Here is a 15,921-nt window from a genome sequence, read left to right as displayed (position 1 = left end):
GGGAGGGATGCTGGCCACCTTGCGGGAGGTTTTGCCGGAGAAGGGCCGGGCGGTGGGGGCCTTTGACGTGGTGGGCCTGGAGTGGGCCGAGGCCGTCCTGGAGGGAGCGGAAACCCTGGGCCTTCCCGTCATCCTCAGCGTGGCTCCCCATTTGGGAGGGCCGCCCTTAAGGGCGCTGGCTCCTGGGCTTAGGATTTTAGCGGAAGAGGCCGGGGTGCCCGTGGCCCTGCACCTGGACCATGGGGAAAGCCTGGGGGAGGTGGTGGAAGCCTTAAAGCTCGGGTTCACCAGCGTGATGCTGGATGGAAGCCACCTGCCCCTTCAGGAGAACATCCGCCTGACCCGCTTGGCGGTGGAGGTGGCCCGGGCCTATGGGGCCACGGTGGAAGGGGAGGTGGGGGCGGTGCCGGGAGGCTACGGGGGGGAGGTTTCCCAGGAACCGGTGGCCTACACGGATCCCATGGAAGCCAGGCGCTACCTGGAGGAAACCGGGGTGGACGCCCTGGCGGTCTCCATTGGCACCCGCCACGGCCTGCACAAGGGACCGGTGCGCCTGAACCTGCTCCTTTTGGAGGAGCTGGGCAACCTTCCCGTGCCCCTGGTCCTCCATGGGGCTTCGGGCCTGAGCCCAGAGGCGTACCGGGCTTTGGTGGTGAGGGGGATTCGCAAGATCAACCTGTATGCCGATTTGGCCCTCGAGGCGGCCTCGGTTCTCAGGAAGGTGGAAGCGGAAGACTACCTGGGCTTGATGGCGGCCGTGAAGGAGGGCCTGAAGGACTTGGTCATGGCCCGGATGCGCCTATGGTGGGGAAGCTGAAGGCTCTTCTTTGGGATTTGGACGGCACCCTGGCGGAAACCGAGGAACTCCACCGGGAGGCCTTCAACCGGGCCTTTGACTACTTTGGCCTTCCCCTTTACTGGGACCAGGAAACCTACGCCCGCCTCCTTTGGACCACCGGGGGGAAAGAGCGCCTGAAGCGGGCCCTGGAGGAAACCCCTAGGGCGCCTGGGCTTTCCTGGGAGGAGATCGCCGAGGTCCATCGGTACAAGACGGAGCTTTACCTGAAGCTTTTGCGGGAGGAAGGGGTCACCTTGCGCCCAGGGGTGCGCCGGGTTCTCCTCGAGGCCCAGGAGGCGGGGGTAGCCTTGGCCCTTTGCACCACCACCAGCCCGGAAAACGCCGAGGCCTTTTTGGAGGGCACGGGTCTTTCCGGCTGGTTTTCCCTGGTTTTGGCCGGGGATGCGGTGGAGAGGAAAAAACCGGATCCCGGCATCTACCTCCTGGCCCAAAAGCGCCTGGGCTTGGCCCCGGAGGAGGGGGTGGTGGTGGAGGATTCCCTTAATGGCCTCCTGAGCGCCCTGGGGGCGGGTTTCCCTGTGCTCATCACCCCGAGCCTTTACACCCTAGACCAGGATTACCGAGAAGCCCACGCCCTTCTTCCCCACCTGGGGGAGCCCGGGAACCCTGCGCCTGTGCTCCAGGGGCCAAGGGCCGGGGGAAGGGTGGTGGTGGACCTTTCCTACCTGGAGGAGGTGAGAGGATGGTGGAGCACCTGATTGTGTTCAACGCCGAGGCGAGCCCCGAGGAGGTGCGGGAGATGGTCAAGAAGGCCGAGGAGGTTCTGCTTCAGATACCCGGGGTCTGTGGCCTTCGCTACGGGGAGGCCCTTTCCGAAGGGGCCCGCTACCGCTACTGGCTCTCCGTTCTCTTTGAGGGGCCGGAGGTGGTTTCCTTCTACCGGGACCATCCCCTGCACGTGGAGTTCGCCAACCGGGTGTTCCGCCCCATGGCCAGGGACCGGATCACCACCGATTACCTGGTGATGACGGAGGTGTTATGCGGCAGCTAGCCCACCGGGAGGCGGAGGCCAAGGCGCTGAAGATTCTGGTGGATGGGCTGGGGGAGGGTTTGGTCCTCGAGGGGGAGGGAGGATACTACGCCCTCTACTACTTCTACAGCTGGTACGGGCGCAAGGCCCCGGATCCCGAGGAAACCCCAGACTGGGTGGAGGGGCCCAAGCCTTCCCCCGAGGATTTCCGTGCCCCTTACGACCAGGCCCGTTGGCTTGAGGATAATGGCTACACGCTTTTCATTAACGAGTCCAAGTAGGAGGCGGATATGGACTACTCGGAAATGCCCTACCAGGAGGCCAGGAAGCGGGCGGTGAAGGTGTTGGAGGACGGGTATGGTGATGCGGTGGTCCTGAAGGATGCCCATGGGTACTGGGCCCTTTACTACCTCTACGGCTTCCAGGTTCCGCCCCCGGAGGCCCCGCCTCACTGGATGGAAGGTCCTTTCCCAGGGGAGGAAGGGATCCGTTCCCCCTACGAGATGCAGAAGTTTTTGGAGGAGCAGGGGGATTTCACCTACCTCAACGATGTAGACTAAAGCGGTGAAGCGGGACGCTTACCGGTTTCTCCAGCTAACGGAAACGGTAATCTACCTCTTCGCTGGCTTTCTCATCGCCGGCGGGGCGGCGGTATTGCTCCTTTCCACCTTGGTGGAAGGGGTGCACCACCTGATGAGGGGGGATTACGGGGAGGTGGCCCTGGGGCTTCTGGACCGGGTGCTTTTAGCCCTAATGCTGGCGGAGATCCTCTATACCCTTCTCCGCTTCGCTAAGGAAGGGACCCTCGAGGCCACCCCTTTTCTGGTCATCGGCCTCATCGCCGCCATCCGCCGCATCCTGGTTCTGACGGCGGAGGCCGTGGAGAAGTTTGACCTGGCGGACCCCGCCTTCATGGCGGTCTTGGCCGAGCTGGGGCTTCTTTCCCTCATGGTGGTGGCCCTGGCCCTAGCCATGCGCCTCACTAAGAGCGAAGCAGGGAGATGAGGGTCCGGGCTGCTGGGTTGGCCACGTTCTTGGGGTGCACCAGCCAGAAGTAGCGGCGGATCTCCCCCACGGGCGCAGCCAGCCTTAAGGCCCGGAGGTTCCCCACCTTCAGGTTGGGCTGGACCACCACCCGACTCACGATCCCCACCCCGGCCCCCGCCAGCACCAGGCGCTTGGTGACCTCGTTGTTGTCGGTGTAGAAGATGGGGTTGAGTTCCAGCCCCGCCTGCTCAAAGGCCCGCTCCAGGGCCCGCCAGGTCATGGAGCCAGGCTTACGCACGATGAGGGTTTCTTCCCTTAGCCACTCCGGCGGTATGGTTTCCCGTCCAGCCCAAGGGTGGTCAGGGGGCACGATGAGGACCAGCTCATCCTCGTAAAAAAGGTGGCGCTCGTAGCCTTCCCAGTGTTCCACACCCTCCAGCACAGCGAACTCCACTTCCCCTATGAGCAGGCGCTCCGCTAGGCGCTCAGAGGAGCCGCTTTCCACGTGCACCCTTACCCCGGGATGAGCGTCGTGGAAGTTCTTCAGGAAAAGGGGAAGCACGTAGGTGGCCATGGTGGTGGCGGCTCCCAAGGTGACCTCTCCCAGTTCCAGCCGGCCCATGGCCTGGGAAACCCGTTGGAACTCCTCCAGGGCCTGCACCACCCGCCTGGCCTCGGGCAGAAGGGCCTGTCCTACCCGGGAAAGCACCAGGTGCCGCCCTTGGCGTTCAAAGAGGGGATGCCCCACCTGCTCCTCCAAAGCCCGCAGGTACTGGCTCACCGCCGGCTGGGTGATGCCCAGGGCCAGGGCTGCCCGGCCCACCCCTCCTTCCTCCACCACCGTGACGAAAACCCGTAATGCAGCGGGGTTAGGCAGTTTAGCGTTTTTAGATATGAGCATGGACTTATGGTATGCCCGAAAACATATGATTGCAATAATAAAAACTCCCCCCTAAGGTAAGCGCATGGCTATGCCCACGCGCAACCTGGGCCTGGACCTGATGCGGGCCACGGAGGCGGCTGCCTTGGCCTCGGCCCGCTATGTGGGCCGGGGGGATAAGGAAGGGGGCGACCGGGCGGCGGTGGAGGCCATGCGCCTTCTCCTCAACAGCCCGGACTTCCGCGGTCGGGTGGTGATCGGGGAAGGGGAGAAGGACAAGGCCCCCATGCTCTATAACGGGGAGGTTCTGGGCCAGGGGGAAGGTCCCCTCTGGGACTTGGCTGTGGACCCCGTGGAGGGCACGAGGCTTCTCGCCTTGGGTCGCCCGGGGGCCATCAGCGTGATCGCCGCCGCTCCCGAGGGTACCCTCTTCAACCCGGGCCCGGCCTTCTACGCCGCCAAGCTGGTGGTGGGGCCCGAGGCCAAGGGGGCCATAGACCTGAAGGCCTCGGTGGCCGACAACCTCAAGGAGATCGCCCGTGCCTTGAAGAAGGAGGTGCGGGAGCTTGCGGTGTTTGTCCTGGACAAGCCCCGTCACCAGCGCCTGATTGAGGAAATCCGCCTGGCGGGGGCCCGCATCAGCCTGCAGACCGATGGGGATGTGGGTGGGGCTTTGGCGGCGGTGCTACCCGATACCGGTATCGATGTCCTCATGGGCACCGGGGGCACCCCGGAGGGGGTAATCGCTGCGGTGGCGGTGCGGGCCCTAGGGGGAGGGATGCAGATGCGCCTGGACCCGCAAAGCGAGGAAGAGCGCTGGAATGTGGTGCATGCTGGGTACGACCTGGATAGGGTGTACACCTTGGATGAGCTCTGCGCCGCCGAGGACACCCACTTCGCCGCCACCGGCATCACGGACGGCCCCTTCCTGAGGGGCGTGCGCTACGGGGAAAGCCGGGCTTGGACGGAAAGCCTGGTGATCCGCGGGACCACCCGCACCCTGAGGAAGGTGGAAGCCTGGCACCAGCTTGAAAAGCTTCGGGGCCTCAGCCCCGTGGCCTATTAGGAGGTGTGAAAATGGCAGCAGGATACGCGGGAAAAGGTAAGTACAGCAAAGCCGGGGTCCTGGAGTATAAGCAGATGGGCTACTGGGACCCGGACTACGAGCCCAAGGATACGGATACCATTGCCCTCTTCCGCGTGACACCTCAGCCTGGGGTGGAGCCCGAGGAGGCGGCGGCTGCGGTGGCTGGGGAGTCCTCCACCGCCACCTGGACCGTGGTCTGGACCGACCGCCTTACCTATCTGGACCGCTACCGGGCCAAGGCTTTCCGGGTGGAGCCGGTGCCGGGGAACCCCGAGCAGTACTTCGCTTGGATCGCTTACGACCTGGCCCTCTTTGAGGAAGGCTCCATCGCCAACATGACCTCCTCTATCATCGGGAACGTCTTCGGCTTTAAGGCCCTCAAGGCCCTTCGCCTCGAGGACCTCCGCATCCCCGTGGCCTACCTCAAGACCTTCAAGGGGGCTCCCCACGGGATTCCCGTGGAGCGGGACATGCTGAACAAGTACGGCCGTCCCCTCCTTGGGGCCACGGTGAAGCCCAAACTGGGTCTCTCCGGTAGGAACTACGGCCGGGTGGTCTACGAGGCGTTGGCGGGAGGCCTTGACTTCACCAAGGACGACGAGAACATCAACTCCCAGCCCTTCATGCGCTGGCGGGACCGCTTCCTCTACGCCCAGGAGGCGGTGATGAAGGCGGAGCAGGTCACTGGGGAGCGCAAGGGTCACTACATGAACGTGACCGCTCCCACCATGGAAGATGTCTACGAAAGGCTGGAGTTTGCCAAGGAGATTGGCTCCATCATCGTCATGGTGGACCTCACCATGGGCTACACCGCTTTGCAGTCCGTGTCCAACTGGTGCCATAGAAACGGCATGATCCTCCACCTCCACCGGGCCAGCCACGCCACCTTCACCCGCCAGAAAAACCACGGCATCAACTTCCGGGTCCTGGCCAAGTGGATGCGGATGCTGGGGGTGGACCACATCCACGCCGGTACCGCCGTGGGGAAGCTAGAGGGGGACCCCAACCTGGTGCGGGGGTACTACGACATCCTCAGGGAACAGTACGTGAAGGCCGACCCCGTGAAGGGCATCTACTTTGACCAGGACTGGGGCTATCTGCCCGCGGTGATGCCCGTGGCCTCGGGCGGCATCCACGCGGGCCAGATGCACCTCCTGCTTTCCCTCTTCGGGGACGACGTGGTCCTGCAGTTTGGGGGCGGCACCATCGGCCACCCCATGGGCATCCAGGCGGGGGCCACCGCCAACCGAGTGGCCCTCGAGGCCATGGTGAAAGCCCGCAACGAGGGCAGGGACATCCTGGCGGAAGGCCCCGAGATCCTCAAGAAGGCGGCCCAGCACTCCCCGGCCCTGGCGGCGGCCTTGGACACCTGGGGCAGCGTGACCTTTGACTTCGCCTCCACCGACACCCCGGATGTCCTGCCCACCCCCAGCAACTAACGAGGAAAGGAGCGTGTGACGATGCGGATTACCCAAGGTACCTTCTCCTACCTGCCGGACCTGACGGACGAGGAGATCCGGGCCCAGATCGAGTACATCATCCGAAACGGTTGGGCGGTTGCCATCGAGTACACCGACGACCCGAGCCCCTACAACGTCTACTGGAACATGTGGGGCCTGCCCATGTTTGACCTGGAGGATGCGGCGGCAGCCATGTACGAGTTCCAGAAGTGCCGCGAGGCCTTTCCCAACCACTACATCAAAATCAATGGCTACGACCCCTCCCCCATGTGGCAGGCGCAGAGGGTCTCCTTCATCGCCCACCGGCCCAAGAAGGAGCCTGGCTTCCGTCTGCACCGGCAACTTTGGAGCGATGGGCGCAGGCTCAAGTACACCCTCGAGGCCTACGCCACCATGAGGCCGGAAGGCGAGCGTTACCAGGAGTAGTCCCAAGGGTCTGGGGGTCCCGGCCGTGCCCGGGGCCCCTTAGCTAAATCAAGGAGGGTTATGCAGGAAACCCAAGGCCGCAACCTGGCGGTGGTGAAAAACCCCGAGATTGAAGCAGTTCTGGAAACGCTGGATCGGGAGCTGGTGGGCCTTCGGCCTGTCAAGCAGCGGATCCGGGAGATCGCTGCCTACCTCTCCGTGGACAAGCTCCGCCGGGAGCTGGGGCTTACCGCCGATCGCCCCACCCTGCACATGGCCTTTGTGGGCCCTCCGGGCACGGGCAAGACCACGGTGGCCTTGAGAATGGCTACCATCCTGCACAAGCTGGGCTACATCCGCCGCGACCACCTGGTGGTGGCGAGCCGCGATGACCTGGTGGGCCAGTACATCGGCCACACCGCCCCTAAGACCAAGGAGGTCCTGAAGCGGGCCATGGGGGGCGTTCTTTTTATTGACGAGGCCTATAGCCTCTACCGGGCGGAAAACGAGCGGGACTACGGCCAGGAAACCATAGAGATCCTCCTCCAGGTGATGGAGAACCAGCGGGAGGATTTGGTGGTGATCCTGGCAGGCTACAAGGACCGCATGGAGGAGTTCTTTGCTTTAAATCCGGGGATGCGCTCCCGCATCGCCCACCACATTGAGTTTCCCCCCTATGGCGCCGAGGAGCTCTTCCAGATCGGTAAGCTCATGCTGGAGAAGCAGGGCTACCGCTTCGCCGAGGAGGCGGAAAAGGCCTTCTTGGAGTACCTGGAACGCCGCATGCGCCTTCCCAACTTCGCCTACGCCCGGAGTGTGCGCAACGCCCTGGACCGCTTCAAGCTCAGGCAGGCTTACCGGCTTTACCAGAAGGCGGGGCCGGTGACCCCAGAGGAACTCATGACCATCACCGCCGACGACATCTACGCCAGCTCGGTTTTTAGGGAGGAGGGAAAGGAGGAGGAAGATGCCCCATAGGCCTTTCATGTTAGGGATTGCCGGAGACTCCGGGGCGGGGAAGACCACCATCTCTGCGGGGATCGCCCGGCTCTTGGGGGTGGAGCGCACCACCAACATCTGCGTGGACGACTACCACAAGTACGACCGCAAGCAGCGCAAGGAGCTGGGCATCACCCCCTTGAACCCGGAGTGCAACTACATGGACATCATGGAGCAGCACGTGAGGCTTCTTTCCGAGGGGGAACCCATCCTGAAGCCGGTGTACAACCACTCCACGGGCACCTTTGACCCGCCGGTCTACATCCCTGCCCCCCGGGCGGTGGAGGAGGAGGGCAGGCTCATTCCCCGGGTGGTGATCCTGGAAGGGCTCCTTACCCTTTTTTCCCCGGCCTTGAGGAGCCGCTACCACCTCACCGTGTACCTGGACCCCGAGGAGGAACTCAGGCGGGAATGGAAGGTGAAGCGGGATGTGGCCAAGCGTGGCTACACCCCGGAGGAGGTGCTGGCGGACATCGAAAGGCGCATGCCCGACTCCCGGGCCTTTATCTGGCCGCAGAAGGAGCATGCGGACATCCTCGTGCGCTTTTACCGGCCCGCCGGCTACGATCCGGAAAACCCCAGTACCCTGAACGTAAGGATCACCCTCAAGCACACCCTGCCCCGCCTGGACCTTTCCGAGGTGCTCCACTCCGCCTACGAGGACGAGGCCCTGATCCGCCTGGAAGCCCGGAAGGAGGCGGACATCCTGGACATCACGGGCAACGTGACCCCTGAAAGAGCCCAGGCCTTTGAACGCATCATCTGGGACCATCTGGGCCACCATGCTGAGCACTTTGACCCCAGCCTGGTGGGTACCTTCTGGGATAAGGCGGGGCAGAGCTATCCCCTGGCCCTGACCCAGCTCATCATCGCCTATTATCTGGTTAAGATGCGGGAGCTGGCCATCGAGCGGGGGCACCTGCGGGTGGCCTAGGGGGAAAGGATGCTCAAGTTTGCGCCCTCCATCCTCACGGCGGACCTGGCGAGGCTGAAGGACCAGATCGAGGAAGCCGAGGCGGCAGGGGTGGACTGGATCCACCTGGACGTGATGGATGGGGTCTTCGTCCCCAACCTCACCTTCGGCCCCCTTCTGGTGGAGGCGGTGCGGCGGGTGACCTCCCTGCCCCTGGACGTGCACCTCATGATCGTGCAGCCGGAGAGGTACCTGGAGGACTTTGCCAGCGCTGGGGCAGATGTGATCACCGTCCACTTCGAGGCCACCCCCCACGCCCACCGGGCGGTGCAGAGGGTGAAGGAGCTGGGGAAGAAGGCGGGGCTGGCCCTCAACCCCGCCACTCCTCTCGAGGCCTTTGAGCCCCTCCTGCCCGAGCTGGACTTGGCCCTCCTCATGAGCGTGAACCCGGGGTTCGGGGGGCAGAGGTACATTCCCACTTCCACGGGAAGGCTTCGCCGGCTTAGGGAGATGCGGGATAGGTTGAACCCTTCTTGCCTCATTGAGGTGGATGGTGGCGTGAACCGGGATACCGTGGCCGAGGTGTACCGGGCGGGTGCGGACGTGGCCGTGGCGGGAAGCGCCCTTTTCAACCAACGGCCCGTGGCTGATAACCTTAAGGAGCTAAAGGAGGTGCTCTATGCCCTTGGCGATAGGTAAGGAGGTTTTGGACAAGGCGCGGCGCGAAGGCTATGCGGTTCCCAGCTTCAACACCAACAACCTGGAGATCACCCAGGCCATCCTCGAGGTGGCCGACGAACTAAGGGCCCCCGTCTTCATCCAGGTTTCCGACGGGGCCAGGAAGTACGCTGGGATGGAGAACCTGGCCAACCTGGTGAAGGACATGGCCAGCCGTACCCGGGTGCCCGTGGTCCTTCACCTGGACCATGGGGCCGACTTCAAGATGGTGATGCAAGCCCTGCGGGCGGGCTTCACCAGCGTGATGATCGATGCCAGCCACCATCCCTTTGAGGAGAACGTGGCCGAAACCAAGAAGGTGGTGGAGGCGGCCCACGCGGTCGGGGTGAGCGTGGAGGCGGAGCTGGGCCGGCTTCAGGGTATTGAGGACAACATCCAAGTGTCCGAGGCCGAGGCCTTCCTCACCGATCCCGAGGAGGCGGAGCGCTTCGTGGCGGAAACGGGCATTGACTACCTGGCCATCGCCATCGGCACCAGCCACGGGGCTTACAAGGGCAAGGGGCGCCCTTACATCGACCATAAGCGCCTCGAGGAGATCAGCAAGCGGGTTTCTATCCCCATGGTACTCCACGGGGCCAGCGGGGTTCCCACCTGGCTTAAGGAAAAGCTCCTGGCCACGGGGGCCGAGCTCAAGGAGGCCACGGGCATCCACGACGAGGACATCCAAAAGGCTATTCCCAATGGCATCGCCAAGATCAACATCGACACCGATCTGCGCCTGGCCATGACCCTGGGGATCCGTGAGGTGGTGGTGGGGAACCCCAAGGAGTTTGACCCCCGCAAGATCATCGGCAGGGGCCGGGACTACCTCAAGCAGGTGATCCGGGAGAAGTTTGCGCTGATGGGCACCGTGGGCCGGGCCTAAGCCGCCCCTCGTAGACCCCGAGGGAGCCTCAAAAACAAAACCCCGCCCGTGTGGGCGGGGGGTTTTGGTCGGGGAGGCCGGATTTGAACCGACGACCACACGCACCCCAAGCGTGTGCGCTACCAGGCTGCGCTACTCCCCGGCGCGCAAAGGTTAGTCTAGTGCGCCGCCTCGTTCCCGTCAAGTAGACTTGAGGGCATGGAGATCAAGGACCTGAAGAGTCTGGTTCAGTACAACCCGGAAAAGATGGCGAAAATCCCCGTCTTTTCCTCGGATAAGATGTTTTTTGACCTTTACGCCCTTCTTCCGGGCCAGGCCCAGAAGGTGCACGCCCACGAGGGCTCCGATAAGGTGTACTACGTTCTTGAGGGTGAGGTGGTGGTGCGCATCGGGGAGGAGGAGGCCCTTTTGGTCCCGGGGATGGCGGCTTTGGCCCGCTCGGGGGAGGCCCACGGGGTGCGGAACGAGTCGGCCAGTCCCGCCCTCCTCCTTGTGGTGATGGCCCCCCGCCCCTAGCCTTTCACGGGGTTTTCAAAGCCTTGGGTTAGGTGGGTCCCGATGGTAAAACCCTCTTGCCCGCTTCACCCTGGCCAAGGCGTTGTTGGAGCAGGGCAAAAGGGAGGAGGCCAAAGGGCTTTTGCAGGAGGAGCTACGCCTTCAGCCCGATCCAGAGGTGGCCGCCCTTCTGAGGTCCCTTTCCCAGGGGCCTTAGCTTTCGCAGGATTTTCACAGGGCCACCTTAACCTACAGGAAGAGAGGGGGTGGTTGTGCGGATCCTGGTGGTCGAGGACGATCCCGCCGTGGCCAAGGTGTTGGAGCTGGCCCTGCGCCGGGCGGGGCACGAGGCCACCCTGGTGGCCAGCTACGCCGCCGCCAAGGAGGCCTTGGTGCGGGAATGGGACGCCATCGTCTTGGACCTTAACCTGCCCGGGGGCTCGGGTATGGACCTGCTCCGCCAGCTGAGGAACGAGCTCAAAAAAGACACTCCTGTGCTGGTTCTATCGGGCCTAAAACAGGAGCAGAAGGCCCTGGAAGCCCTGGCCTTAGGGGCTCAGGTGTACCTCACCAAGCCCTTTAGTCCGGGGGAGCTGTTGAAAAGGCTAGAGGGCCATGTGGCGGCGCGGTGAAAGGCTGTACGCCCTCTTGGTTTTTGGGCTGGTGGTCCTCGAGGCCCTGGCTTTGGGAGCTTTGGTCCTGGTGTTCTCTGGGCGGCTCTGGAACCTGTGGGGTTACCCCGAGGCCCAGCGGGCGTTGTGGCAGGCCCTGTTCCTCACGGGACTGGCCTTGGCGGTGCTTTCGGCATACATCCTGGTGTACCACGCCTATACTCAGGCCAGGGAGGTGCAAGACCGTAAGGCGTACGAGGACTGGCTCTCCCGCTTCACCCAGGCTCTTTTCGGCGAGGGTGCCCCACCTCCTCCGCCTTGGCCCAGGCCGGCCCTGCAGGCCCTCCTGAGCCTAAGGGAGATGTTGCGGGGGGAGTTCGCCGAGACCCTGGAAGCCTGGCTTCGCCAAGCCCAAACCCCTTGGGGGCGGATCCTGCGCAGCCGCCTGGCCTCCCGGTCGGCCCGTTTGGAGGCCCTCGAGGCCCTGGCCCAGGCCCGTTTGCCGGAAACCCTGGAGCTCATCCTGCCCTACCTGCGGCATCTGGATCCCGTGTTGCGCTTGGCGGCCGCACGGGCGGGGGCGCGGGTGGCCCAGGGGGAGGGGCTTGGACAGTTGGCGGCGGCTCTCCTGGAGGCGGACCTACCCCGCGGGGCCCTCCTGGAAGTGCTCCTCCTCTTGGAGGACCGGGCACCCCCGGTGGTGGAGCGCCTGTTGCGGACGGGGGCTTTGGAGGAGCGCTGGGCGGCCCTGGAAGCCATCGGCAGGCTTCGGCTGAGCACCTTGGCTCAAGAGGTCCTGGCCTTCCTGGACCATCCCGACCCCGAGCTAAAGGCGGCCGCCATGCGGGCCCTTTGGCGCCTGGGTCATCCGCCCTGGGGTAAGGAGGAAGTTCTCCTCGCCGCTCTCCGAGATGAAAGGGAATTCCTGCGGGTCCATGCGGCGCGCCTCCTCGCCCTTCTCCGAAACGACCTGGCCCGTAGAGCCCTTTGGAAAGCCCTCTCTGACCCTTCCTTTTACGTGCGCCGAGCGGCGGCGGAAGGGCTGGCCCTTATGGACCGGGAGCTCCTGGCCCGCGCGGCCCAGAAGCACCCCGACGCCTACGGGCGGGCCATGGCGGAACAGGTGTTGCGGGAGGCGGCATGAAGCTCCTCTCCATCCTTTTCTTCGCCTACCAGGTTCTAGTCCTGTGGTACTTCGCCCTCCTAAACCTTCTCTACGCCCTTTTCGCTCTCTTTGGCCTGCGCATGGTGGCCCGCTACGCCCGGGAGCTTTCCGAGCTTTCCTTGAAGGATCTGCTGGAACGGGAGGCCTACCTGCCCGTGTCCATCCTGGTGCCCACCTACAACGAGGAGAAGACCATCGCCCACTCGGTGCGTTCCTTCTTGGGCCTCCATTACCCGGAGTTTGAGGTGATCGTGGTGGCGGACGGGCCCAAGGACCGCACCCTGGAGGTGCTCAAGGAGGCCTTCCGCCTGGTGGAGGTGGAATGGATCTACCGCCGGGCGCTTGCCACCAAGCCCATACGTGCGGTTTACCGTTCCCTGGTCCACCCCAACCTCATCGTGGTGGACAAGGAAAACGGGGGCAAGGCCGACGCCTTAAACGCTGGACTCAACCTAGCCCGCTACCCCCTCTTCTGCGCCGTGGATGCGGATAGCCTCCTGGATGCCCAGGCCCTCCTTCGGGCGAGCCGGCTTTTCCTGGAGGACGACCGCGTCCTGGCCGTGGGGGGAACCATACGGCCCCTTAACGGGGCGGTGGTGCGGGAAGGCGTGGTGGAAGCCCTGCACCTTCCCCGGGGCTTTCTGGAGAAGATGCAAATCGTGGAGTATGCCCGGGCCTTCTTCATGGGCCGAGCGGGCTGGAGCGCCATGGGAGCCCTGCTCATCATCTCGGGAGCCTTTGGCCTCTTCCGCCGGGAGGAGGCCCTGAGGGCTGGGGGGTACCGCACGGACACCGTGGGGGAGGACATGGAGCTGGTGGTGCGTCTCCACCGCCGGGCCCAGGAGGAGGGGCGGCCCTACCGCATTCTCTACACCCCTGACCCCATCTGCTACACCGAGGTACCCTCGGACTGGAGGACCCTCCGCCGCCAGCGCAATCGCTGGCACCGGGGCCTTTGGGAGGTCCTTTGGCTCCACCGGACCATGCTCTTTAACCCCCGCTATGGTCGCCTGGGCCTCGTGGCCATGCCCTATTTCCTCCTCTTCGAGGCCCTGGCCCCGGTGGTGGAGGTCCTGGGGTATCTGCTTCTTCCCGTGTTCTACTTCCTGGGTCTTTTCAACGCGGAGTTTGCCTTTCTCTTCTTTCTCCTGGCCCTGGCCTATGGGGTGCTCCTTTCCCAGCTGGCGGTGGGCATGGAGACCTTGCTCCTCAAGCGCTATCCCCGGCTAAGAGACCGCCTGGCGCTCCTTCTTTTGGCGGTCCTCGAGGGCCTGGGTTACCGCCAGATCCTGGCCTGGGAGCGTTTTCTCGCCACCTTCCAGGTCTGGCGGAAACGGGGGGTCTGGGGGGAGATGCGGCGCAAGGGGTTAGAGTCTGCGTAAGCGGAGGGCTACCCCGAGGCGTAGGCCTAGGGAAAGGAGGATGGGGAAGTGGTAAGGGCTTGGTCCCAGGCCCAGGCTGGCGGCGCTTCCCGCCAGCAGGCTTCCCAAAAGCCCTCCCAGGCCCAGGGCCAACCAGAAGAGGACCAGGTAGCCGTTTCTGGCTTCCTTGGGGGCATGGGCCAAGGCCGCATTGGCCAAGGCGGTTCCCAGACCGCTCCAGGCCAGGGCATCGGCAATGGCGGAAAGCCATACGGGCCAGGGAAAGGCCCTGGACCCCGAGAGCCAGAGGAGGGGCATCAAGGCTGCCACCATCGCCGTGCGGAAGAGGACGGCCTTGTGACCTTCCCGGTCTGCCATCCGGCCCCACATGGGTCCGAAGAGGAGGCCGCTTGAGGCGGAGATCACCGTCCAAAGACCCACCTCGGTCATGGAGAGGCCACCCACCTGGACGAAGTAGGGGATGACGTAGGGCCCTCCCACCATGACCGCCCCGTACCAGAGAAAAACCAGGCCCAGGTAGCCCCGGTAGGCTAGGTCCTGCCAGGCGATCCCGAGAGCCCTTCGGGCGGGAGGGGAGGGGGATTCCGAAGGCTCGCTTTGGAGGCGGAGAAGCAAGACGGAAAGAAGCCCGGCCCCCACCCCCACAAGGAGAACAGCCTGGTAGCCCAGGGGCGGGGGAAGGCGGTCAGCCACCATACCCCCCATGAGGTTCCCCAAGGTGCCCACCAGGCCCAAGAGGGCGTTTCTGAAGCCGAAGTAGCGTCCCCGTCTTTCCTCGGCCACCAGGTCCGCCATCCAGGAGAGCCAGAGGACCCCCACCGGGGCGGCTAGAAGTTGGGAGAGGCCGGCGAAAAGAAGAAGGGTCGGTACCCTTAAGCCCTCCGGCAAAAAGGCGGCCAGGGCAGTGGGCAGGAAGAGCATCCGGGCCAAAAAGTTGAGGCGCACCGCCAGGGCCTTGCGGCTTCCCCTCAGGAAAAGGGCCAGGGGGGTTAGGAGCTGGGCCAGGAAGGGAAGGGCTCCCAGAAGGGCTAGGGCTTGGGGGGAAGCGCCTAGGGCCAGGGCATACCCGGTGACGATCACCCCCGTGCTCCAGTTGAGGAAGAGGATGGCCAAGACGCCTTCCCATATGGAAAGCTTTAGGGAGCGCTCCGGTTCCACTCCATGATTATCCTTGAACCCGGTAAAATCTCCCCCATGGAGACCGCCATTACCCGCATGCTGGGTATCCGTTATCCCATCGTGGCCGCGCCCATGTTTCTGGTTTCTGGGGCCCGGCTTTTGCAGGCGGTGGCCGAGGCCGGGGCCATCGGGGTTATCCCCAGCCTCAACTTCCGCACCCACGCCGGCTTTCGGGAGTTTTTGGAGACCTTTCCCCCAGGGCTTCCCTTCGGGGTGAACCTCATCCTGAAGGATAACCCCCGCCTCGAGGAGGACCTGGAGGCGGTGGCCGAGCGCAAGGTGCCCCTGGTGGTTACCTCCTTAGGGGACCCCACCCGAGTGGTGGAGCAGGTCAAGACCTATGGCGGAGTGGTCTGGTGCGATGTGGTGGGCTTAAGGCACGGGAGAAAGGCGGTGGAGGCTGGGGCCGACGCCCTGGTGGCCGTGGCCAGCGGGGCTGGGGGGCACGCTGGGGGAATAAGCCCCTTCGTCTTGGGGCCTTGGCTTAGGGAGGAGCTCGGGGTACCCGTTCTCATCGCTGGGGGCATCGCCACGGGAAGGCAACTCCTTGCCGCTTTGGCCTTAGGGGACGGGGCCTACATCGGCACCCGCTTCATCGCCACCCTGGAGTCCGAGGCCCCTTTGGAGTACAAGGAAGCCCTTTTGAGGGCCACTCCTGAGGACATCCAGTACACCCCGGAGGTTACCGGGGTACCCGCCAACTTCCTGCGGGAGTCCCTGGAGCGCTTCCGCCAGGGTGGGGGCAAGGCCTGGAAGGAGGTCTACTCCGCCGGGCACGGGGTGGCCTTCATCCGGGAGATCCCCTCGGCCAAGGAGGTGGTGGTCCGGCTTTTGGCTGAGTACCAGGAGGCCAAGCAAGCCCTGCCCTGAGCGGGTATCGTGAAGGACGGGCCGCTGGGAACCTCCCCGGGGCCTTTTCTCGAGGC

21 protein-coding genes and 1 tRNA gene are annotated in these 15,921 nt (G+C 64.4%); 19 read left to right on the top strand and 3 right to left on the bottom strand.

Annotation, left to right across the window (positions count from 1 at the left end; translation table 11 throughout):
- Positions 1-7 precede the first annotated feature (7 nt).
- The 6 genes from EBI04_RS06485 to EBI04_RS06460 are packed head-to-tail and all read left to right on the top strand — an operon-like array spanning position 8 to position 2,834.
- Positions 8-817 carry a class II fructose-bisphosphate aldolase gene (locus EBI04_RS06485; RefSeq protein WP_135256785.1) on the top strand — a complete coding sequence of 270 codons (810 nt, stop codon included), beginning with the start codon at positions 8-10 and terminating at the stop codon, positions 815-817.
- Entirely contained in the window at positions 802-1,557 is a 756-nt protein-coding gene (locus EBI04_RS06480; protein ID WP_135256784.1) for an HAD-IA family hydrolase, read from the top strand. The genes EBI04_RS06485 and EBI04_RS06480 overlap by 16 nt, the downstream gene beginning before the upstream one ends.
- On the top strand, positions 1,542-1,850 hold the full coding sequence (locus EBI04_RS06475; protein ID WP_135256783.1) for a Dabb family protein: 309 nt from the start codon (positions 1,542-1,544) through the stop codon (positions 1,848-1,850). Before EBI04_RS06480 ends, EBI04_RS06475 begins: the two co-directional genes overlap by 16 nt.
- Complete coding sequence (locus EBI04_RS06470) at positions 1,838-2,110, top strand: annexin VII (protein ID WP_135256782.1); 273 nt, start codon at positions 1,838-1,840, stop codon at positions 2,108-2,110. The genes EBI04_RS06475 and EBI04_RS06470 overlap by 13 nt, the downstream gene beginning before the upstream one ends.
- Positions 2,111-2,119: 9 nt before the next feature.
- On the top strand, positions 2,120-2,389 hold the full coding sequence (locus EBI04_RS06465) for a hypothetical protein (protein ID WP_135256781.1): 270 nt from the start codon (positions 2,120-2,122) through the stop codon (positions 2,387-2,389).
- Positions 2,390-2,393: 4 nt separating this feature from the next.
- Positions 2,394-2,834, top strand: coding sequence for a phosphate-starvation-inducible PsiE family protein (locus EBI04_RS06460; RefSeq protein WP_135256780.1), 441 nt, complete (start codon positions 2,394-2,396; stop codon positions 2,832-2,834).
- Here the strand turns inward: EBI04_RS06460 and EBI04_RS06455 are convergent.
- Entirely contained in the window at positions 2,812-3,717 is a 906-nt protein-coding gene (locus tag EBI04_RS06455) for a LysR family transcriptional regulator (protein WP_135256779.1), read from the bottom strand. The genes EBI04_RS06460 and EBI04_RS06455 overlap by 23 nt on opposite strands.
- 70 nt (positions 3,718-3,787) lie before the next feature.
- Between EBI04_RS06455 and glpX the strand changes: the two genes are divergently transcribed.
- Genes glpX through fba form a run of 7 tightly spaced genes read left to right on the top strand, consistent with a single transcriptional unit; the run spans position 3,788 to position 10,163 of the window.
- A complete protein-coding gene (glpX, locus tag EBI04_RS06450) occupies positions 3,788-4,762 on the top strand; it encodes a class II fructose-bisphosphatase (RefSeq protein ID WP_135257894.1) in 975 nt (324 codons plus the stop codon).
- Between the two features lie 11 nt (positions 4,763-4,773).
- The gene (locus EBI04_RS06445) at positions 4,774-6,222 is read left to right on the top strand and encodes a form I ribulose bisphosphate carboxylase large subunit (protein WP_135256778.1); all 1,449 of its coding nucleotides are present in this window, start codon (positions 4,774-4,776) and stop codon (positions 6,220-6,222) included.
- A 21-nt stretch (positions 6,223-6,243) separates the two neighbouring features.
- Positions 6,244-6,669: a ribulose bisphosphate carboxylase small subunit gene (locus EBI04_RS06440; protein WP_054391939.1), complete on the top strand. Its 426-nt coding sequence runs from the start codon at positions 6,244-6,246 to the stop codon at positions 6,667-6,669.
- Between the two features lie 60 nt (positions 6,670-6,729).
- Positions 6,730-7,626 carry an AAA family ATPase gene (locus EBI04_RS06435; RefSeq protein WP_135256777.1) on the top strand — a complete coding sequence of 299 codons (897 nt, stop codon included), beginning with the start codon at positions 6,730-6,732 and terminating at the stop codon, positions 7,624-7,626.
- 7 nt (positions 7,627-7,633) lie between these two features.
- Complete coding sequence (locus tag EBI04_RS06430) at positions 7,634-8,581, top strand: phosphoribulokinase (protein ID WP_240695250.1); 948 nt, start codon at positions 7,634-7,636, stop codon at positions 8,579-8,581.
- 9 nt (positions 8,582-8,590) lie between these two features.
- The gene (gene rpe / locus EBI04_RS06425) at positions 8,591-9,259 is read left to right on the top strand and encodes a ribulose-phosphate 3-epimerase (RefSeq protein ID WP_135256775.1); all 669 of its coding nucleotides are present in this window, start codon (positions 8,591-8,593) and stop codon (positions 9,257-9,259) included.
- The gene (gene fba, locus EBI04_RS06420) at positions 9,240-10,163 is read left to right on the top strand and encodes a class II fructose-1,6-bisphosphate aldolase (RefSeq protein ID WP_135256774.1); all 924 of its coding nucleotides are present in this window, start codon (positions 9,240-9,242) and stop codon (positions 10,161-10,163) included. Before rpe ends, fba begins: the two co-directional genes overlap by 20 nt.
- A 65-nt stretch (positions 10,164-10,228) precedes the next feature.
- Here fba and EBI04_RS06415 read toward each other — a convergent pair.
- Positions 10,229-10,305 (bottom strand) — tRNA-Pro (locus EBI04_RS06415).
- A gap of 56 nt (positions 10,306-10,361) precedes the next feature.
- Between EBI04_RS06415 and EBI04_RS06410 the strand changes: the two genes are divergently transcribed.
- The 5 genes from EBI04_RS06410 (at position 10,362) to EBI04_RS06390 (ending at position 13,816) form a co-directional block, all read left to right on the top strand.
- Positions 10,362-10,679 carry a cupin domain-containing protein gene (locus EBI04_RS06410; RefSeq protein ID WP_135256773.1) on the top strand — a complete coding sequence of 106 codons (318 nt, stop codon included), beginning with the start codon at positions 10,362-10,364 and terminating at the stop codon, positions 10,677-10,679.
- A gap of 82 nt (positions 10,680-10,761) precedes the next feature.
- The gene (locus EBI04_RS06405) at positions 10,762-10,875 is read left to right on the top strand and encodes a hypothetical protein (protein ID WP_308418054.1); all 114 of its coding nucleotides are present in this window, start codon (positions 10,762-10,764) and stop codon (positions 10,873-10,875) included.
- 55 nt (positions 10,876-10,930) lie between these two features.
- Entirely contained in the window at positions 10,931-11,290 is a 360-nt protein-coding gene (locus EBI04_RS06400) for a response regulator transcription factor (RefSeq protein ID WP_135256772.1), read from the top strand.
- Entirely contained in the window at positions 11,274-12,413 is a 1,140-nt protein-coding gene (locus EBI04_RS06395) for a HEAT repeat domain-containing protein (RefSeq protein WP_135256771.1), read from the top strand. The genes EBI04_RS06400 and EBI04_RS06395 overlap by 17 nt, the downstream gene beginning before the upstream one ends.
- Positions 12,410-13,816: a glycosyltransferase family 2 protein gene (locus EBI04_RS06390; protein WP_135256770.1), complete on the top strand. Its 1,407-nt coding sequence runs from the start codon at positions 12,410-12,412 to the stop codon at positions 13,814-13,816. The genes EBI04_RS06395 and EBI04_RS06390 overlap by 4 nt, the downstream gene beginning before the upstream one ends.
- On the opposite strand, the gene EBI04_RS06385 is transcribed toward EBI04_RS06390, so the two are convergent.
- Positions 13,802-14,974, bottom strand: a complete 1,173-nt coding sequence (locus EBI04_RS06385) for an MFS transporter (protein WP_135256769.1) — start codon at positions 14,972-14,974, stop codon at positions 13,802-13,804. The genes EBI04_RS06390 and EBI04_RS06385 overlap by 15 nt on opposite strands.
- A 36-nt stretch (positions 14,975-15,010) precedes the next feature.
- Between EBI04_RS06385 and EBI04_RS06380 the strand changes: the two genes are divergently transcribed.
- Positions 15,011-15,865 carry an NAD(P)H-dependent flavin oxidoreductase gene (locus tag EBI04_RS06380; protein ID WP_135256768.1) on the top strand — a complete coding sequence of 285 codons (855 nt, stop codon included), beginning with the start codon at positions 15,011-15,013 and terminating at the stop codon, positions 15,863-15,865.
- Positions 15,866-15,921: the final 56 nt, after the last annotated feature.

Origin of the sequence: Thermus caldilimi, assembly GCF_004684245.1 — a bacterium.
Taxonomy (GTDB): Bacteria; Deinococcota; Deinococci; order Deinococcales; family Thermaceae; genus Thermus; species Thermus caldilimi.
Note: the sequence above shows the minus strand (reverse complement) of the source record. Positions and strands in the feature narration are given on the sequence as shown.

Coding starts and splice junctions, on each gene's coding strand:
- EBI04_RS06485 (WP_135256785.1), top strand. CDS start 8: ATGCTGGCCACCTTGCGGGAGGTTTTGCCGGAGAAGGGCCGGGCGGTG.
- EBI04_RS06480 (WP_135256784.1), top strand. CDS start 802: ATGGTGGGGAAGCTGAAGGCTCTTCTTTGGGATTTGGACGGCACCCTG.
- EBI04_RS06475 (WP_135256783.1), top strand. CDS start 1,542: ATGGTGGAGCACCTGATTGTGTTCAACGCCGAGGCGAGCCCCGAGGAG.
- EBI04_RS06470 (WP_135256782.1), top strand. CDS start 1,838: ATGCGGCAGCTAGCCCACCGGGAGGCGGAGGCCAAGGCGCTGAAGATT.
- EBI04_RS06465 (WP_135256781.1), top strand. CDS start 2,120: ATGGACTACTCGGAAATGCCCTACCAGGAGGCCAGGAAGCGGGCGGTG.
- EBI04_RS06455 (WP_135256779.1), bottom strand. CDS start 3,717: ATGCTCATATCTAAAAACGCTAAACTGCCTAACCCCGCTGCATTACGG.
- glpX (WP_135257894.1), top strand. CDS start 3,788: ATGCCCACGCGCAACCTGGGCCTGGACCTGATGCGGGCCACGGAGGCG.
- EBI04_RS06445 (WP_135256778.1), top strand. CDS start 4,774: ATGGCAGCAGGATACGCGGGAAAAGGTAAGTACAGCAAAGCCGGGGTC.
- EBI04_RS06440 (WP_054391939.1), top strand. CDS start 6,244: ATGCGGATTACCCAAGGTACCTTCTCCTACCTGCCGGACCTGACGGAC.
- EBI04_RS06435 (WP_135256777.1), top strand. CDS start 6,730: ATGCAGGAAACCCAAGGCCGCAACCTGGCGGTGGTGAAAAACCCCGAG.
- EBI04_RS06430 (WP_240695250.1), top strand. CDS start 7,634: ATGTTAGGGATTGCCGGAGACTCCGGGGCGGGGAAGACCACCATCTCT.
- rpe (WP_135256775.1), top strand. CDS start 8,591: ATGCTCAAGTTTGCGCCCTCCATCCTCACGGCGGACCTGGCGAGGCTG.
- fba (WP_135256774.1), top strand. CDS start 9,240: ATGCCCTTGGCGATAGGTAAGGAGGTTTTGGACAAGGCGCGGCGCGAA.
- EBI04_RS06410 (WP_135256773.1), top strand. CDS start 10,362: ATGGAGATCAAGGACCTGAAGAGTCTGGTTCAGTACAACCCGGAAAAG.
- EBI04_RS06395 (WP_135256771.1), top strand. CDS start 11,274: ATGTGGCGGCGCGGTGAAAGGCTGTACGCCCTCTTGGTTTTTGGGCTG.
- EBI04_RS06390 (WP_135256770.1), top strand. CDS start 12,410: ATGAAGCTCCTCTCCATCCTTTTCTTCGCCTACCAGGTTCTAGTCCTG.
- EBI04_RS06380 (WP_135256768.1), top strand. CDS start 15,011: ATGGAGACCGCCATTACCCGCATGCTGGGTATCCGTTATCCCATCGTG.